The organism is Ruegeria sp. AF2 (assembly GCF_056542025.1).
The window spans coordinates 586,983-603,833 of record NZ_JBQFZC010000002.1 but is presented as its reverse complement, the minus strand read 5'-3'; the positions used below and the strand labels follow the sequence as shown (position 1 = coordinate 603,833).

The 16,851-nt window shown below is 58.3% G+C and carries 17 protein-coding genes; 13 read left to right on the top strand and 4 right to left on the bottom strand.

What is annotated here, in order from left to right:
- The first annotated feature begins 2 nt into the window (after positions 1 to 2).
- From ACR0NM_RS10510 to smpB, 7 genes are all read left to right on the top strand, one after another.
- On the top strand, positions 3 to 650 hold the full coding sequence (locus ACR0NM_RS10510; RefSeq protein WP_170394930.1) for a queuosine precursor transporter: 648 nt from the start codon (positions 3 to 5) through the stop codon (positions 648 to 650).
- A 263-nt stretch (positions 651 to 913) separates the two neighbouring features.
- Entirely contained in the window at positions 914 to 1,333 is a 420-nt protein-coding gene (gene arfB, locus ACR0NM_RS10505; protein ID WP_170394928.1) for an alternative ribosome rescue aminoacyl-tRNA hydrolase ArfB, read from the top strand.
- Between the two features lie 60 nt (positions 1,334 to 1,393).
- A complete protein-coding gene (locus tag ACR0NM_RS10500; RefSeq protein WP_480561903.1) occupies positions 1,394 to 2,140 on the top strand; it encodes an SDR family oxidoreductase in 747 nt (248 codons plus the stop codon).
- A gap of 82 nt (positions 2,141 to 2,222) precedes the next feature.
- Positions 2,223 to 3,236, top strand: coding sequence for a P1 family peptidase (locus ACR0NM_RS10495; RefSeq protein ID WP_480614565.1), 1,014 nt, complete (start codon positions 2,223 to 2,225; stop codon positions 3,234 to 3,236).
- A gap of 112 nt (positions 3,237 to 3,348) precedes the next feature.
- A complete protein-coding gene (locus ACR0NM_RS10490; RefSeq protein ID WP_170394920.1) occupies positions 3,349 to 3,762 on the top strand; it encodes a c-type cytochrome in 414 nt (137 codons plus the stop codon).
- A 144-nt stretch (positions 3,763 to 3,906) separates the two neighbouring features.
- Complete coding sequence (idi, locus tag ACR0NM_RS10485) at positions 3,907 to 4,449, top strand: isopentenyl-diphosphate Delta-isomerase (RefSeq protein WP_170394917.1); 543 nt, start codon at positions 3,907 to 3,909, stop codon at positions 4,447 to 4,449.
- Between the two features lie 44 nt (positions 4,450 to 4,493).
- Positions 4,494 to 4,976 carry an SsrA-binding protein SmpB gene (smpB, locus tag ACR0NM_RS10480; protein WP_480614562.1) on the top strand — a complete coding sequence of 161 codons (483 nt, stop codon included), beginning with the start codon at positions 4,494 to 4,496 and terminating at the stop codon, positions 4,974 to 4,976.
- Here smpB and glpK read toward each other — a convergent pair.
- The 3 genes from glpK to panB form a co-directional block, all read right to left on the bottom strand.
- Positions 4,973 to 6,451, bottom strand: coding sequence for a glycerol kinase GlpK (glpK, locus tag ACR0NM_RS10475; RefSeq protein WP_480614559.1), 1,479 nt, complete (start codon positions 6,449 to 6,451; stop codon positions 4,973 to 4,975). The two genes, smpB and glpK, sit on opposite strands and share 4 nt — an antisense overlap.
- A gap of 70 nt (positions 6,452 to 6,521) precedes the next feature.
- Complete coding sequence (panC, locus tag ACR0NM_RS10470) at positions 6,522 to 7,373, bottom strand: pantoate--beta-alanine ligase (RefSeq protein ID WP_480614556.1); 852 nt, start codon at positions 7,371 to 7,373, stop codon at positions 6,522 to 6,524.
- On the bottom strand, positions 7,370 to 8,209 hold the full coding sequence (panB, locus tag ACR0NM_RS10465; protein ID WP_170426055.1) for a 3-methyl-2-oxobutanoate hydroxymethyltransferase: 840 nt from the start codon (positions 8,207 to 8,209) through the stop codon (positions 7,370 to 7,372). The genes panC and panB overlap by 4 nt, the downstream gene beginning before the upstream one ends.
- 171 nt (positions 8,210 to 8,380) lie before the next feature.
- Between panB and ACR0NM_RS10460 the strand changes: the two genes are divergently transcribed.
- The 5 genes from ACR0NM_RS10460 to ACR0NM_RS10440 all read left to right on the top strand — a co-directional run bounded on the left by ACR0NM_RS10460 (position 8,381) and on the right by ACR0NM_RS10440 (position 14,866).
- Positions 8,381 to 9,868, top strand: a complete 1,488-nt coding sequence (locus tag ACR0NM_RS10460) for an ABC transporter substrate-binding protein (protein ID WP_170408558.1) — start codon at positions 8,381 to 8,383, stop codon at positions 9,866 to 9,868.
- Between the two features lie 155 nt (positions 9,869 to 10,023).
- Positions 10,024 to 10,971, top strand: coding sequence for an ABC transporter permease (locus ACR0NM_RS10455; RefSeq protein ID WP_480614553.1), 948 nt, complete (start codon positions 10,024 to 10,026; stop codon positions 10,969 to 10,971).
- Positions 10,968 to 11,783: an ABC transporter permease gene (locus ACR0NM_RS10450; RefSeq protein ID WP_170408556.1), complete on the top strand. Its 816-nt coding sequence runs from the start codon at positions 10,968 to 10,970 to the stop codon at positions 11,781 to 11,783. Before ACR0NM_RS10455 ends, ACR0NM_RS10450 begins: the two co-directional genes overlap by 4 nt.
- Positions 11,780 to 13,378, top strand: a complete 1,599-nt coding sequence (locus ACR0NM_RS10445; protein ID WP_480614550.1) for an ABC transporter ATP-binding protein — start codon at positions 11,780 to 11,782, stop codon at positions 13,376 to 13,378. The genes ACR0NM_RS10450 and ACR0NM_RS10445 overlap by 4 nt, the downstream gene beginning before the upstream one ends.
- Positions 13,379 to 13,414: 36 nt before the next feature.
- Complete coding sequence (locus ACR0NM_RS10440) at positions 13,415 to 14,866, top strand: aldehyde dehydrogenase family protein (protein ID WP_480614548.1); 1,452 nt, start codon at positions 13,415 to 13,417, stop codon at positions 14,864 to 14,866.
- Here the strand turns inward: ACR0NM_RS10440 and pncB are convergent.
- Positions 14,863 to 16,155 (bottom strand): nicotinate phosphoribosyltransferase, encoded by a 1,293-nt coding sequence (gene pncB / locus ACR0NM_RS10435; protein ID WP_170394888.1) that lies wholly within the window; start codon positions 16,153 to 16,155, stop codon positions 14,863 to 14,865. The genes ACR0NM_RS10440 and pncB overlap by 4 nt on opposite strands.
- Before the next feature lie 164 nt (positions 16,156 to 16,319).
- Here pncB and ACR0NM_RS10430 point away from each other — a divergent pair, with 164 nt between their 5' ends.
- Positions 16,320 to 16,850, top strand: coding sequence for a hypothetical protein (locus tag ACR0NM_RS10430; RefSeq protein WP_480614545.1), 531 nt, complete (start codon positions 16,320 to 16,322; stop codon positions 16,848 to 16,850).
- The last annotated feature ends 1 nt before the right edge of the window (position 16,851 follow it).

Here is a 16,851-nt window from a genome sequence, read left to right as displayed (position 1 = left end):
AAATGCAACGCAGCTTTATTCCCGGCATCCTTGCCATGGCCTCGATCGTCGTGGCCTCAAACATCCTGGTCCAGTTCCTGATCCTTGACGGCCTGTTGACCTGGGGTGCCTTCACCTATCCGTTGGCCTTTCTGGTCACCGACATCATGAACCGCGTCTACGGCGTGGGTCCGGCCCGCAAGGTCGTATTCGCCGGATTTGTCACCGGTATCATCTGCTCGCTGATCGGCAGCCAGATCATGCTGCAGGGTGACGGCTTCACCTATGCCGCCGTGCCGCTGCGCATCGCAGTCGCTTCGGGCACCGCCTTCCTGATCGCGCAATTGACCGACGTCACTGTGTTCAACTCACTGCGTGGTGGCCGCTGGTGGCGCGCGCCGCTGGTGTCGACACTGGTCGGTTCAGCGCTGGACACCGCGATCTTCTTTACGCTGGCGTTCTCGGCCTCGGTTACCGTCTTTGGTGCCAATGCAGACGCTGCGATCAACTGGGCGTGGGAGCCTGTGCCCTTCATGCTGTCCGGCCCGATGGCCCCGCTGTGGGTGACGCTGGCCTTCGCTGACTGGCTGGTGAAACTGTCGCTGGCACTAATCGCCCTGATTCCGTTCAAGGTGATCGTCGCCCGTCTGACCGCTGCACAGCCTGCGTAAAAAAGTTCTTTGAGATTGGCACAACTTGTGTCACGCTCCTTGTTAACCGCAACAGATAGAAAAGGAGGTGATCCAGTGTCGAGAAAGAGATTGGAGAGAGGTGTTGGAACAACCGGGGGGATCGCCTGTTAAGGCAGCCCTTGGCGGAGCGCTCGCTCCGGCTGGTCGATTGATCTAACCGACCCAACCTCCTGAACTTTCGAAGGGCCGTCCCGCCGGGGCGGCCCTTTTTGTTTTCAACTGCGCCCTGTAAGGTCCGATCCATGTTGCGCATCACCGACGATATCGCCCTGCAAGACTGGGAAATGACCGAAAGCTTCGTGCGGTCCTCTGGTCCGGGTGGGCAGAACGTCAACAAGGTCTCCACCGCCGTTGAGCTGCGGTTCGAGGCCGCGCGCTCACCCTCCTTGCCTGATCCGGTCAAGACACGTTTGAAACGGCTGGCCGGACGTCGCTGGACCAAGGACGGCGCCATCATCATTCAATGTGAAGAAACACGGTCTCAGGCCCGCAACCGCGACATCGCGCGCGCCCGGTTGGCTGAACTGATCACGCGGGCTTTGGTCAATCCCAAGCGCAGGATCGCGACCAAACCCACTTATGGTTCGGTCAAGCGAAGGCTTGCTGCTAAGAAAGCCCGCGCGGATGTCAAAGCCCTGCGAGGCAAAGTGTCCGAAGATTGATCTGGCAGTTTCGCTGCACGTTGCTACTCTGCCGGTGCAAGACGCAGGGGAGGTAAAGCCATGAGGCTTGAGGGAAAAACCGCCATCGTAACCGGCGGCGCATCCGGGTTCGGCGCAGGGATTGTGCAAAAATTCTTGGCCGAAGGTGCCCGCGTGATGATCGCAGATATCAATGGCGAAGCGGCTTCCGACATGGCGTCCGCGGAGGGCACGAATGCCATCGCACAGCACGTTGATGTCTCGGATGCGGCATCGGTTCAGGCCATGGCACATGCGGTATCGGAAGAATTCGGAAAACTTGATATTCTGGTGAATAATGCGGGCGTGACGCACCTGCCGGCCCCACTTGAGGACGTCGATGACGATGAATTCGACCGCGTCTTCGCCGTGAACATGAAATCCGTCTACCTGACCGCGCGCGCCTTTGTTCCGCAGATGAAGATACGCGGCGCGGGGACGATCCTGAACGTGGCCTCAACGGCAGGCCTGTCGCCGCGCCCTAATCTGAACTGGTACAACGCCTCCAAAGGCTGGATGATCACCGCGACCAAGACGATGGCCGTCGAACTTGCCCCCTCGGGCCTGCGCGTTAACGCGATCTGCCCGGTGGCGGGTGAAACCCCGCTGCTGAAATCCTTCATGGGTGAAGACACCCCGGAAATCCGCGCCAAATTCCTGTCGACGATCCCGCTTGGTCGCTTCTCAACTCCCGAAGACATGGCAAACGCCGCCTGTTTCCTCTGCTCGGACGAGGCCAGCATGATCACCGGCACAGCCCTGGAAGTGGACGGAGGCCGATGCATCTGATCCGCCCTTCATTTGGCCATAAATATCTCCGCCGGAGGCAGCGCGCGCCAGCGCGCTTTCCGGCCCAGTGTGCGAGACGAAAATGAACCCCGGACCCAGAAACCTGATCACTGATGTCGCTGGCCTCAAGGTTGGCAATGCGCACGATGATACGCTTAAATCAGGCACAACTGTCCTGACGGCGGACGACCCGTTCACAGCTTCGGTTCATGTGATGGGCGGCGCCCCCGGCACGCGTGAGACCGACCTTCTGGCGGTCGACAAAACTGTTGATCGGGTCGACGCGATTGCTTTGTCCGGCGGATCGGCCTTTGGACTGGATGCGTGCTCGGGCGTTTCAGACGCATTGCGCGCTCAGGGGCGCGGGTTTCAGGTCGGTTCGGCCGTCGTGCCCATCGTGCCGGGCGCGATTCTGTTCGATCTACTCAATGGTGGAGATAAGAACTGGACCGAAAATCCTTATCGCGATCTGGGGAAGTCTGCGTATCTCACCGCCTCACCAGAATTTGAACTGGGCTCGGTGGGGGCTGGTACCGGCGCATTGGCCGCGATGCACAAGGGTGGCTTAGGCTCGGCTTCGTTAAAGCTTGAGGGTGGCGTAACCGTCGGTGCGCTGGTTGCGGCCAATCCGCTTGGCAGCGTAACCACACCGGGTGATCGGCATTTTTGGGCTGCGCCGTTTGAGATCGATGACGAGTTCGGTGGATTGGGGCCAGACCCGGCCTCGGGCCTTGGTTCCTCTCTTGTCAGCCGCAAGGCGCAAATGATGCATTCTGTTCCGCCAGATCGCGCAAACACCACGATTGCTATAGTTGCAACTGATGCAGCGCTGACCAAACCGCAATGCCAGCGTCTGGCGGTAGCAGCCCATGACGGCATCGCCCGCGCCATCGTGCCTGCGCACACGCCTGGCGATGGAGATCTGGTATTCGGTCTCAGCACCGGCGCGCGCACGGTTGGCCCCGAGGCGATGGCGATGATCGGCCATGCGGCCTCGATCTGTCTTGCGCGCGCGATTGCACGGGCTATCTATCTGGCTTCCCCCCGCGCTGGCGACTTTCTGCCGTGCTGGTCGCAGTTACATGACTTCGGTTAAGTACGACACCGATCGCCTGTGACACAGTGCCGTCGCGCGGCAATCTGCGCGTTGACTCTCTGCTGTGCCAGCGATCCATTCGGTGCAGCCAATTCATATCGGAGCAAAAGCTATGAATCGTATCCTTGCCACCGCAATTGCCGGTCTGCTGGCCCTTCCTGTCTATGCAGAAGGTGATGCCGAAGCGGGTAAGAAGACCTTCAACAAATGCAAATCCTGTCACATGATTGCTGACCCTGCGGGTGAAGTTATCGTTAAGGGCGGTAAGACGGGTCCGAACCTGTACGGAATCGCAGGCCGCACCGCCGGCACTGAAGAAGGCTTCAGATACGGCGACAGCATCGTGGCCGCGGGCGAAAATGGGCTGGTCTGGGATGAAGAGACTTTCGTGGCCTACGCCCAAGACCCCAAAGCATTCTTGAAAGACTATTTGGGGGAAACCTCGGCCAAGTCGAAAATGACCTTCAAGCTGAAGAAGGGCGCCGAAGACGTTTACGCCTATATCGTGAGCGTTTCGGGAGAGTAACTCCGCCAACAGGTTTACAGACGAACTTCGAAATGCCGCAGCCCCTGCGGCCTTTCGTGCGATTGATTGACATTGTAATCAGCGCCACTTTGGTGAAAACCGGTAAGGCCATGTGCACCGGAGATCGCCAACAGGAGACGACAGATGGGAATCTTGATCCCGGCTTGGGTTGAGGGCGAACTGACACCCGTCGACAAGCTGGAGGCGCATGAAAAGGGGCTGCGACACAAGGCTGTGTCCGTGTTTGCCGTGCGCGGGACCGAGATATTGCTGCAACGCCGGGCGATGGGCAAATACCACACGCCGGGTCTATGGGCGAATACCTGTTGTACGCATCCGGATTGGGACGAAAGCGCTTCGCATTGTGCCGTCCGGCGCCTGCGCGAAGAATTGGGCATCACCGGACTTTACCCCGAATACCGGCATCGATTGGAGTATCACGCCGATGTCGGCAACGGAATGGTCGAGAACGAGGTGGTCGATGTCTTTCTGGCCCATGTGCGTGGGGCCCTAAAAATCGAGCCTAACCCGGAAGAAGTGATGGATATCCGCTGGGTCGATTACCACGATCTGCTGGCCGAGGTGAAACGGCATCCCGACCGTTTTACCCCGTGGCTCAAGATTTATCTGCACAATCACGCTGACACGATATTTGGACCTGACCTGATAATCTCGGCCAATTCGTAACCCTGCCTTGCAAGGCGGACGCAAGCGGCCTAAATCAACGCGTCATGGCCAAGCAGAAGCAGAATACTGACCCGAATTACAAAGTGATCTCCGAAAACCGGCGTGCGCGCTTCGATTATGCGATCGAAGACGATCTCGAATGCGGTATTGTCCTGGAAGGGTCCGAGGTCAAATCCCTGCGTGCCGGTGGGTCGAACATTGCTGAAAGCTATGCGTCGGTTGATGACGGAGAGCTATGGCTGATCAACAGCTATATCGCGCCCTATGAGCAGGCCAAGGTCTTCAAACATGAAGAACGCCGCCGCCGTAAACTGCTGGTGTCACGCAAGGAACTGTCGAACCTGTGGAACGCGACCCAACGCAAAGGCATGACGCTGGTGCCGCTGGTGCTTTATTTTAATCACAAGGGTCGGGCGAAGCTGAAGATCGGCATCGCCAAAGGTAAGAAGCTGCACGACAAGCGCGAAACGCAGGCCAAGCGCGACTGGTCACGGCAGAAACAGCGCTTGATGAAGGACCACAGTTAGAACGCCATGGCCGCCTGAACTGCGCGTTGCCAGCGTGCATAGGCCGCGTCTCGGTCAGCTACGGGTTTTGCAGGCTCAAACCGCCGGTCCAGATCCCAGGTTTCGGCGAATCCGGCCTGATCCGGGTAGACACCCGCTTTCATGCCTGCCAGCCATGCGGCACCAAGCGCGGTGGTTTCCTGCATCACCGGGCGGTCGACCGGGGCGCCCAGAATGTCAGAAAGCCCCTGCATGGCCCAGTCCGAGGCGCTCATTCCGCCGTCGACGCGCAGGATCACGTCAGTCTCTGCGCCCCAATCGCCCTGCATGGCGTGCCACAGGTCGCGGGTCTGGAACGCGATGCTTTCCAGCGTGGCGCGCGTGATTTCGGCGCGGCCTGAATTGCGAGTCAGGCCAAAGATTGCGCCCCGGCAATCGGGTTTCCAATAAGGCGCGCCCAGCCCAGTAAAGGCAGGGACGAGAACAACGTGCTGGTTCGGATCAGCTTTGGCGGCCAGTTCACCGCTTTGCGGTGCGGTTTCGATGATTTGCAACGCATCGCGCAGCCATTGCACCGCCGCACCGGCAATGAAAATCGAGCCTTCAAGCGCATAGGTTTTCTGCCCGTCCAACTGATAGGCAATTGTCGTTAGCAGCCGGTTTTTCGATTCAACTGGCTGCGTACCGGTGTTGAGTAGTGCGAAACAGCCCGTGCCATAGGTGGATTTCATCATGCCCGGCTGGAAACAGGCCTGTCCGATGGTGGCAGCTTGCTGATCCCCCGCCACGCCGAGAATTGGAATATTACCGCTAAACAGGGAGGTCGATCCGAAGTCTGCGGCGCAATCGCGCACGTCGGGCAACAAAGCTTGGGGGATGTCCAGCAAGTCGCAGATCTCGGTACTCCATTCCCCTTTGTGAATATCGAATAGCAATGTGCGGGCCGCATTGGTGGCGTCGGTGGCGTGCACGCGCCCTTCTGTCAGTCGCCAGATCAGGAAGGTATCGATTGTGCCGAACAGCAGCTCTCCGGCGGCAGCACGGTCGCGTGCGCCGGGGACGGTATCAAGCAACCATTTGACCTTGGTGCCTGAAAAATAAGGATCTAGCAGCAGACCGGTCTGGGCAGTTACGTCATCCTCGCATCCGGCTTTGCGAAGACGCTCGCAAATCTCAGCGGTGCGACGGTCCTGCCAGACGATTGCGTTGTGAATGGGGGCCCCAGTTGCGCGATCCCAGATGACAGTGGTTTCGCGTTGGTTGGTAATCCCGATACCAGCGATCTGTGCCGCGGATACACCTGTCGTTTGCATCACTTCACGGCAAACCGTCAGAACGCTGCCCCATATCTCCTCGGCATCATGCTCAACCCAGCCTTCCTGTGGGAAATGCTGTGTAAACTCGTGCTGCGCAGTGCCGACGCGCTGCATTTGCGCGTCGAACAGGATTGCACGAGACGATGTGGTGCCCTGATCGATTGCCAGAATATAGGTCATTCCTGCGCCCCTCCCGCTTTGGTTTTGCAGGACTTTAGCGCAAACACAACCAAACGTGCCAGAGGGGAAATCAGACCGGAGACACCGGTAGATTGTCGATCAGCCGCACGCCGTCGACCAAGGCTGCCGCAAACAGTCGTGCGGGTCGTTTGGCATGGGTCATAGGCTCCAGCGTTTCAGCGCAGCGTAGTTGCAGATACTCCACTTCGTTGAAGCCGGCGGCCAAAAGATCGGCCTGTGCCTGAGAAGCCAAAGCTTCGAATTCTTCGCCGTTTTCCAGCGCCTGAACAACTGCACGCATGATACGATGTTTTTCGGCTGCGATGGCCAGACCATCCTCGGATAGCCTTTGATTGCGCGAAGACATTGCGAGGCCCGAAGGTTCACGCACCGTGGGGCAACCAATCACCTCGATAGGGATATCGAGGTCGCGGGCCATCCGGCGGACGATCATAAGCTGCTGATAGTCTTTTTCCCCGAAATAGGCTCGATCCGCTTGCGTTTGCAGGAACAGCTTGGCGACAACTGTTGCCACACCATCGAAATGACCCGGGCGGAATTCTCCCTCCATCGCGTCGGTCAGACCCGAGACCGAGACTGTGGTGGCGAAGCCATCTGGGTAAATCTCATCCGGGTCGGGCGTGTAGATCGCATCGACGTTGTAAGGCGTGAGTTTTTTTGCGTCTTCTTGTTCGGTGCGCGGATAGTTGGCGAGGTCTTCGGGGTTGTTGAACTGCTTGGGGTTTACAAAGATCGTCACGATCACCCGGTCGCAAGCCGTCTTCGCGGCTTCGGCCAGCGACAGATGCCCCTGGTGCAGCGCACCCATGGTGGGGACAACTCCGATCACCTCACCATTAAGATGCCAATCACGGGTCAGAGCGCGCAAGTCTGCCAGTCGACGCAGAATAGGCGCGGTCATGACTTGGGTCCTTTGACGGGTACGGCATCGGCAAAGACATGTTCGTCTGCCGGGAAGCTTCGCGCACGAACCTCGGCTGCGTATTCAGCAATGGCGGCTTCGGCCAACGGGCCAAGATCAGCATAGCGTTTGACGAATTTCGGTTTGAAGGCGGTGAAAAAGCCAAGCATATCGTCCACCACCAGAATTTGCCCGTCACACCCGGCCGAGGCACCAATGCCGATTGTGGGGATCGCAATCTCAGCGGTAATCCGGTTGGCCAAACCCTGCGGAACTTTCTCTAACACGACCGAGAACGCGCCTGCTTCGGCGACGGCCTGGGCGTCGGCCAATACGGCATCGGCCTGTTCGTCGCGCCCTTGTACCTTATAGCCACCCAAAGTGTTTATCGACTGCGGTGTCAGGCCAATATGTGCCATCACCGGGATCCCGCGTTTGACCAGAAACCGGATGGTTTCAGCCATCTCGACGCCACCTTCCAGCTTAACCGCCCCAGCTCCTGTTTCCGACATCAGCCGGGCTGCGTTGCGGAATGCCTGAGCCGGATCATGCTCGTAGCTGGCGAAAGGCATGTCGATCACCATCATTGCCTTGTCCAGACCACGGGCAACGGCCTGACCGTGCATGATCATCATCTCCATCGTCACACCAAGAGTCGACGTCAACCCGTGCAACACCATGCCGACGCTGTCACCGACCAGAACGAAGTCACAATGCGCATCCATCAACTGCGCCATCGGTGTTGTGTAGGCGGTCAACGAGACCAGAGGATCAGTACCTTTCCGGGCGCGGATATCCTCGGCGTTCGGGGCTTTCTTGCGGGCGGTGGCGCTCATGCTCGCTCCTCGCAGGGTTCATGTTGCAGCGCGGCATAGCAGATGCGGCAGGCGCAAAGAAACCCCGGTTGCGCCAACAATTCCTTGATTGACCCCGGGTTTGCGAGGACATTGGTCGCAGATCGGCCCGAAAAAAGCAGGGCTAGCCAATTTCAGTGGGGAGAGATTTTCATGACAAAGCAGCGCTTTCGCTCGTTCGCGTCGGCCCTGGTCCTTGGCGCGGGCCTGTTTGCCACGCAGGCCATGGCCAAATCTGACATCACCATCGCCATGCAGCTTGAGCCACCGCATCTGGACCCGACCAGCGCTGCGGCGCAGGCTATCGATTCGGTTGTCTACACCAATATCTTCGAAGGCCTGACCCGGTTCATGGGGGATGGCTCGGTGGTGCCGGGGCTGGCCGAAAGCTGGGAAATCTCGGATGACGGTACCGTTTACACATTCAAGCTGCGCGACGGTGTGACATTTCACGATGGCACAACGATGGATGCCGAGGACGTCAAGTTCACCCTTGATCGCGCCACGGCAGAAGACAGCGCCAATGCGCAGAAGGCTTTGTTTGCGGGCATTAAAAGTGTCGAGGTGGTGGACCCTCTGACCGTTCAGGTGACGTTGAATGAGCCGAACGGGAACTTCCTTTTCAATCTCGCCTGGGGTGACGCGGTGATCGTTGCGCCCGAAAGCATCGAGAATATCAAGACCAACCCGGTTGGCACGGGGGCCTTCACCTTCTCTGACTGGCTGCAGGGTGACAGCATCATCCTGAATCGCAACCCCGACTATTGGGGCGAACAGCCCGCGTTAGAGACCGCAACGTTTAAGTTTATCTCGGATCCGACCGCCGCCTTTGCCGCCATGATGGCCGAGGATGTAGACGTGTTCGACAACTTCCCCGCACCCGAGAATCTGCCGCAATTCGAGGCTGATCCGCGCTTTCAGGTTCTTGTCGGCTCGACCGAGGGGGAAACCATTCTGTCGACCAACAACAAACAAGCCCCGTTTGATGACATATTGGTCCGACAGGCATTGGCCCACGCGATTGACAGGCAGGCCATCATTGATGGGGCTATGTTCGGCTATGGCACACCCATCGGTACGCATTTTGCTCCGCATAACCCGGCTTACGTCGATCTGACCGGCAATTCGGCCTATGACCCGGAAAAAGCCAAGGCGCTGCTGGCCGAGGCCGGGTATCCCGATGGGTTCGAGACCACGCTGCACCTGCCGCCGCCTTCCTACGCCCGACGCGGGGGTGAAATCATCGCTGCGCAACTGGCCGATATTGGCATCACCGCCGAGATCATCAATGTGGAATGGGCGCAGTGGCTGGAAAGCGTGTTCAAGGGCAAGGAGTTTGGCCTGACCATCGTCAGCCATACCGAGCCGATGGATATCGGTATTTATGCCCGGCCCGACTATTACTTCCAATATGACAGCACCGACTTTCAGGCATTGATGGACACGCTGAATTCGACCACGGACCCTGATGAGCGCACACGTTTGCTGGGTGAGGCACAGCGCTTGATTTCGACCGATTACGTCAACGGGTACCTGTTTCAACTTGCCAAGCTTGGCGTGGCCAAGGCCGGTGTTGAGGGGCTATGGGAAAACGCACCCACGGCAGCGATCGATCTAACCGGGATCAGTTGGTCCGAATAGAAGAACAGAGTTGGACCGGGGCGATGGCCAGCGCCCCGGCGCGAACTGTTGCACCATGAAACCCACAAGGATTCTGGTTTGGCGGGTTTCTTTTTGTCTATCTTCTCGTGCCTTAGGCGCTGGACCCTCACGGGATGTGACCCTAACGTTTCCAAATGCTCCGCTACGCCATCAAACGTCTGCTGTCGCTGATCCTGAGCCTGGCCGTCGCCTCGGTTGTCATCTTTGCAGTGATCGAGGTCGCGCCCGGCGATCCGGCGTCGTTCATGCTGGGCGTGAACGCGCAGGCCGATACATTGACTGCGTTGAGAGCTGAACTGGGCCTCGATGTCTCGAAGATCGAGCGGTACTTCAACTGGGTCGGCGGGATGCTGGTTGGGGATTTTGGTACGTCCTACACCTATCGCACACCCGTGTCGCAGATGATCGCAGATCGATTGTGGGTGTCATTGCCGCTGGCTTTATACGCGCTGACCCTGTCCACGCTGATTGCTTTCCCCGCCGGTATCTACGCAGCCTCACGGCGCGGCAAACCGGGTGATCTGACCGTGATGGGTGCGACTCAGCTTGGTATCGCGGTGCCAAATTTCTGGTTCGCGATGATGCTGGTGTTGGTCTTTGCCATCAATTTGCGCTGGTTCAATGCCGGCGGTTTCGCGGGTTGGGAGAACGGCATTTGGACCGGTCTACATTCGCTGACCCTTCCAGCCATTGCATTGGCCCTGCCGCAAGCGGCGATCCTTGCGCGGGTTATGCGCTCGGCTCTGTTGGATATTCTGGCTGAGGATTTTATGCGCACCGCACGCGCCAAGGGCCTTTCGCGTCGGCAGGCGCTTTGGCGACACGGAGTGCGGAATGCTCTGATCCCGGTACTGACGATCATTGGACTCCAATTCTCCTTCCTGCTGGCGGGTTCGATCATCATCGAACAGGTGTTTTATCTACCCGGCCTCGGGCGGCTGGTTTTTCAGGCCATATCGGCGCGCGATCTGATCGTCGTGGAATCGGTAGTTATGCTGCTGGTCTTTGCCGTCATCATGGTGAACTTTTTTGTCGATCTGGCCTATGCCGCAGTCGATCCAAGGCTGAGGAGCAGGACATGAGCCGCAACCTGATCCTTGGCGCGACGCTGTCCTCACTGGTGGTGCTGGCAGCGCTGGTGTCCTTTGTCTGGACCCCATACGACCACGCCGCGCTGAGCATTCCGGCCAAGCTGCAGCCACCCAGCGCACAGCACTGGTTCGGTACCGATCATTTCGGACGCGACATGTTCTCGATGATCATGGTTGGTGCGCGCACCTCGATTGCGGTGGCGCTGGTCGCGGTCGGGATTGGCATGGCGCTGGGCGTTCCCTTGGGTCTGGCTGCCGCTGCGCGCAGTGGATCGTGGCTAGATGAATTCATCATGCGCGGCAATGATCTGGTCTTTGCATTCCCCTCTCTCGTCATCGCCATTCTGATCACCGCCGTCTTTGGTGCCGGGGCCATAAACGCGATCATCGCCATCGGTATCTTCAACATCCCCGTTTTTGCCCGCATCACCCGAGGCGCAGCTTTGTCTCTTTGGGAGCGCGAGTTTATCCTTGCCGCCCGCGTGTCAGGCAAAGGCGCGGCACGGATATCGGCTGAACATATCCTGCCCAATGTCGCCAATCTGCTGATTGTTCAGGGAACAATCCAGTTCTCACTTGGCATTCTGGCCGAGGCTGGGCTGTCCTATGTCGGTCTTGGTGCGCAACCCCCTACGCCAAGCTGGGGCAGAATGCTGGCCGATGCGCAGACGATGGTTAGTTTTGCCCCGCATTTGGCTCTGATTCCAGGTCTTGCCATCATCGTGACGGTTCTGGGCCTGAACCTTCTGGGAGATGGCTTGCGCGATTGGTTGGACCCTCGGATACGGGTGGCCCGCGCATGAGTCTTTTGCAAATCAAGGACCTCTCGTTGGCTATCCATGGCACGCCGATTTTAAAGAAGATCAACCTGTCGATTGCCCCTGGGCAGATCGTGGCTGTGACCGGAGAAAGCGGTTCGGGCAAATCAATGACAGCCTTTGCCGTGATGCAGCTGCTGCCAAACGATGCCGAAGTAGATGGGGTGCTAGAGTTAGAGGGCCAGAACCTACTGAACCGGTCTGAGGCCGAGATTTGTGCGTTGCGGGGCGCTGCGATCGGAATGGTTTTCCAAGAGCCGATGACTGCCCTGAACCCGGTGAAGACCATCGGCGATCAAGTTATGGAGACTATCCTGATCCACAAGGCCATGCCCCCGGCCAAAGCGCGCGCTCGGGCCGAAGAGGTTCTGGCCCGGGTTGGATTGCCAACCGACAGGTTTCCGTTGAAGCGTTATCCTCACGAACTGTCAGGCGGTCAGCGCCAGCGAGTGGTGATCGCCATGGCGATTGCACTGCGCCCCCGACTGTTGATCGCGGATGAGCCGACAACGGCGCTTGATGTGACCACGCAGGCGCAAATCCTTGATCTGCTTAAAGGGCTCGTGTCGGAGTACGGCATGGGTCTGCTGATGATCACGCATGATTTGGCGGTGGTTGCAGACATGGCGGATCAGATTGTGGTCATGCGGCATGGGGAGGTTGTTGAAACGGGCGCAACAGATCATCTCCTGCGCCATATGCAGCACCCTTACACCCGTATGCTGTTCGAAGCTTCGGGGCATCAAGTCAACCTGCCGACCTCTCCTGCACCGCGAGCGTTGCTTGAGGTCGAGAACGTGGTGCGGGACTACCGTCTGCCCCGAACGCGCCTGTTTGCCACGCCCGGTCATCATCGGGCCGTCGATCATGTCAGCTTTACCCTGAATCGGGGGGAGCGTTTAGGGCTGGTTGGAGAGTCCGGTTGTGGAAAATCGACCCTAACACGAGCTATTTTGGGCTTGGAGGAGGTGCAGCAAGGCCGCATTTCCCTTGATGGTCAGCCTGTTTTCACCGGCCACAAACCCAATCTGGCAGTGCGACGCAAGATGCAGGTGGTGTTTCAGGACCCTTATGGCAGCTTCAATCCTCGCCACCGGGTCGCGCGCCTGATCACCGAGCCATTTCATTTGCTGGACACCCCGCCAACCGGTTCTGAACGGCAGGATCGCGTCGCTGAGATGCTTACCGCCGTTGGCCTAAGCCCCGATGATGCGGGCCGCTACATTCACGAATTCTCAGGTGGGCAGCGGCAACGTATCGCTATTGCGCGCGCTCTGATTATTCGACCCGAGTTGATCCTGTTTGATGAGGCTGTCTCGGCGCTGGATGTCTCGGTCCGCGCCCAAATTCTCGACCTGCTGGCCGAGCTTTGTGCGGCTTACGATCTGACTTACCTGTTCATCAGCCATGACCTGAGCGTGGTTCGAACCATCACCGACCGTGTGTTGGTGATGCAGGCCGGCAAGATTGTGGAACTGGGTGAAACCGAGCAAGTCTTCACAGAGCCTCAGCATCCTTACACAAGAACTCTGATCAATGCGGCACCGAAATTGCCGGAGACTGGACGAGGCGCTGCATGAAAAACCCTTGTATAGAGCCTGATATTGGAGCTTCCGATGACTAACCCCCTCTGGTTCGATCCCAACCTTTGCCTGATCGGCGGAGAATGGAAAATGCCCGTGTCAGGTCAAACCTTGCCGCTGGTGAATCCCTCGGACGGTTCCGAAATTTGCCAGATCGCTCGAGGTGGCGAAACCGAAATCGACGCTGCAGTGCGGGCCGCCCGATCCGCGTGCGATGGCGATTGGGGTCGCATGACGGCCCTGGAGCGAGGGCGTATTCTCACCCGACTGGGGCAACTGGTTCTGGACCGAGTGGATGAACTGGCACAGCTAGAGGCGATGGATGTCGGCAAACCGCTGACCCAAGCGCGGGCAGATGCGGTAGCATTGGCGCGGTATTGCGAATTTTATGGTGGTGCTGCGGATAAAGTGATGGGCGAGACCATTCCCTATCTGGATGGCTATACCGTCTACACGTTGCGCGAGCCGCACGGTGTGACCGGCCACATCGTGCCGTGGAATTATCCGATGCAGATCATTGGCCGTTCTGTCGGGGCGGCGCTGGCAATGGGTAACGCCTGTGTTCTGAAACCGGCGGAAGAGGCCTGCCTGACCGCACTGGCCTTCGCGCATCTGGCGATACAGGCGGGCCTTCCGCTTGAGGCCCTGAATGTGGTGCCCGGCCTGGGGGCTGAGGCGGGCGCGGCCCTGTCGGCACACCCGGGTGTGGATCACATTTCATTCACCGGTTCGGTCGCGACAGGCGCGTTGGTTCAGCAGGCGGCGGGACGAAACGTTGTTCCGGTGACACTGGAACTGGGCGGCAAGTCGCCGCAACTGGTTTTCGAAGACGCCGATCTGGATGCCGCGCTGCCGTATCTGGTGAATGCGGGTATACAGAATGCGGGCCAGACCTGCTCGGCCTCGTCGCGCATTCTGGTGCAGCGCGGTGTATATGATGCGGTGAAATCCCGTATGGCGACTGCCTATCAAGAACTCACCGTTGGACCGGCGGTCCAGGATTTGCGCGTCGGTCCGCTGATCTCAACACGGCAAAAAGAAATCGTGACCGGTTTCCTTCACCAAGGCTCGGACTTGGCGATTGCCGCCGAGGGCCAGATTGCGGCTGGCGCACCCGAATCCGGCGCATATGTCAGGCCCACATTGTTCTCGGATGTGCCGCCCGATCATGCCTTGGCGCGGGATGAGATCTTTGGCCCCGTACAGGTTCTGATCCCGTTTGACACCGAGGAACAGGCTCTAACCATAGCAAATAGCACCGAATATGGCCTTGTTGCCAGCGTCTGGACCCGAGATGGTGGGCGGCAGATGCGGCTGGCCAAGGGTTTGCGTTCGGGGCAGGTGTTCATTAACAACTACGGCGCGGGCGGAGGTGTCGAGCTGCCTTTTGGCGGCGTTGGAAAATCCGGCCACGGCCGCGAAAAAGGCTTCGAGGCACTTTATGGTTTCTCACAACTGAAAACGGTTGCGGCCCACCACGGCTAAACGATCACTTCGATCGGCTCCTGCGCTCCAACGCCAAAGACGCGCTTGTACCGCTCAATCTGCTCGGCGGGTCCCATCGCCTTTTCTGGGTTGTCAGATAGTTTGACCGTCGGGTAGCCATTGGCCGAGACCGCCTTGCAGACTAGCGAAAAGGGAGCCAATGCGTCATTCGGTACAAGTTCGCGGAAGTCATTGGTCAGCAACGTACCCCAGCCGAACGAGACATTGGTTTGATCCGCGAACTGAGCGTGCAATTCGCGTATCTTGTCCACATCTAACCCGTCCGAGAAAATAACCCGCTTCTGCGTCGGGTCTTCGCCGCGTGATTTCCACCAGTCTATTGCGATTTTTGCGCCGGTAGCGGGGTCGCCGCTGTCAACGCGAATGCCGGTCCAGCCTGCCAGCCAGTCAGGCGCGCGGTCCAGAAACCCTTTGGTGCCATACGTGTCGGGCAGAATGATGCGCAGATTTCCATCATGTTCCTCGTGCCAGTCGCTAAGGACGTCATAGGGCGCCTGCGCAAGCGCGGCGTCGTCTTCGGCGAGCGCAGAATACACCATAGGTAGTTCATGTGCGTTGGTGCCAATAGCCTCAACTTCGCGTCGCATTGCGATCAGACAGTTGGACGTTCCGGTAAAGGACGAGCCCAAACCTTCAATCATGGCCTGCACACACCAGTCCTGCCAAAGGAAGGAATGCCGCCGCCGCGTGCCGAAATCCGCGATCCCAAGCCCCTCAATAGTGCGAAGCTGGGCTATCTTTTCCCATACGCGTGTCATTGCACGGGCATAGAGCACCTGTAGTTCGAACCGGCGCATATCGTTCAGAACCGCGCGTGAGCGTAATTCCATCAGTACGGCCAGCGCCGGGATCTCCCATAGCATGACCTCGTGCCACTTACCCTCAAAGGTCAGCTCATACTGATCACCCTTACGCTCCAGGTGGTAAGGGGGCAGGCGCAGGTTCTCGAACCATTCCATGAAATCCGGGCGGAACATCTGACGCTTGCCGTAGAATGTATTGCCCCGCAACCACGTGCTTTCCCCACGACTCAGACTTAGCGAGCGGATGTGATCCAACTGCTCGCGCAGCTCGCCTTCATCGATCAAACGGGCCAATGGCACGTGATTCGACCGGTTGATCAGCGAAAACACCACATCGGTTTGGGGCTTATTTCGAAACACTGACTGGCACATCAGCAGTTTGTAGAAATCTGTGTCGATCAATGACCGGATAATCGGGTCAATCTTCCATTTATGATTGTAGACCCGCGTCGCGATATCGACCATGGGGACCTCCTGCAATTTCCGTTGTTAGATCAATCGGAGCACGAAATGGCAAGAGTCGCGGAATTGGGAACAATGCCCACGACAGAACACATTACGGGCTTATTGTGGGTTTCCTTCACGCTTTAGTGAGGGGTGGGGATGGAACTGAAGGTTGAAGTTAGTGAATGAGTCTCGAGTACGATTTTGACATTGTTGCAATAGCTCCGGATGAGGTTGATCCTGAGCATGGGCAAACATCGATAACTGGGCGGCCCCCGGTGCGGGCGCGGTTCAGGGATATCAAGACGGCAGACGCTTTGCGCGCTGCATCGCCCAAGATTCGCAGAATATTTCTGGAATCAGGATTTAGCCTGGACGAGTCGGATGGGCATCTTGCCCGAGGTTATTTTCGGCCAGAAGAGGCTGAAGATCGCCTCCTGATCCTAAAGCGGCTTTTTGCGAATATCCGGAATATGGGTGTCCAGGGAGAGTATAGTGGTGAGTTCGATTTCCATCACTTCTTGGGCCATATCAGGACCGCAAAGCCCGGGACCGTGAACCGGAAAATACCCGAGCGACCATTGCAAGCGCCACGCCCAAGAACAGTGCGTCCAAAGCGTCGCACGGTTTCTGGGCGTATCGGTTTCGCGTTAGGTCTTGCCGTGATCCTGTTTGTGTTTCTGAAACTGCTGGCCGAGCATGGTGCTGCGCTTTGAT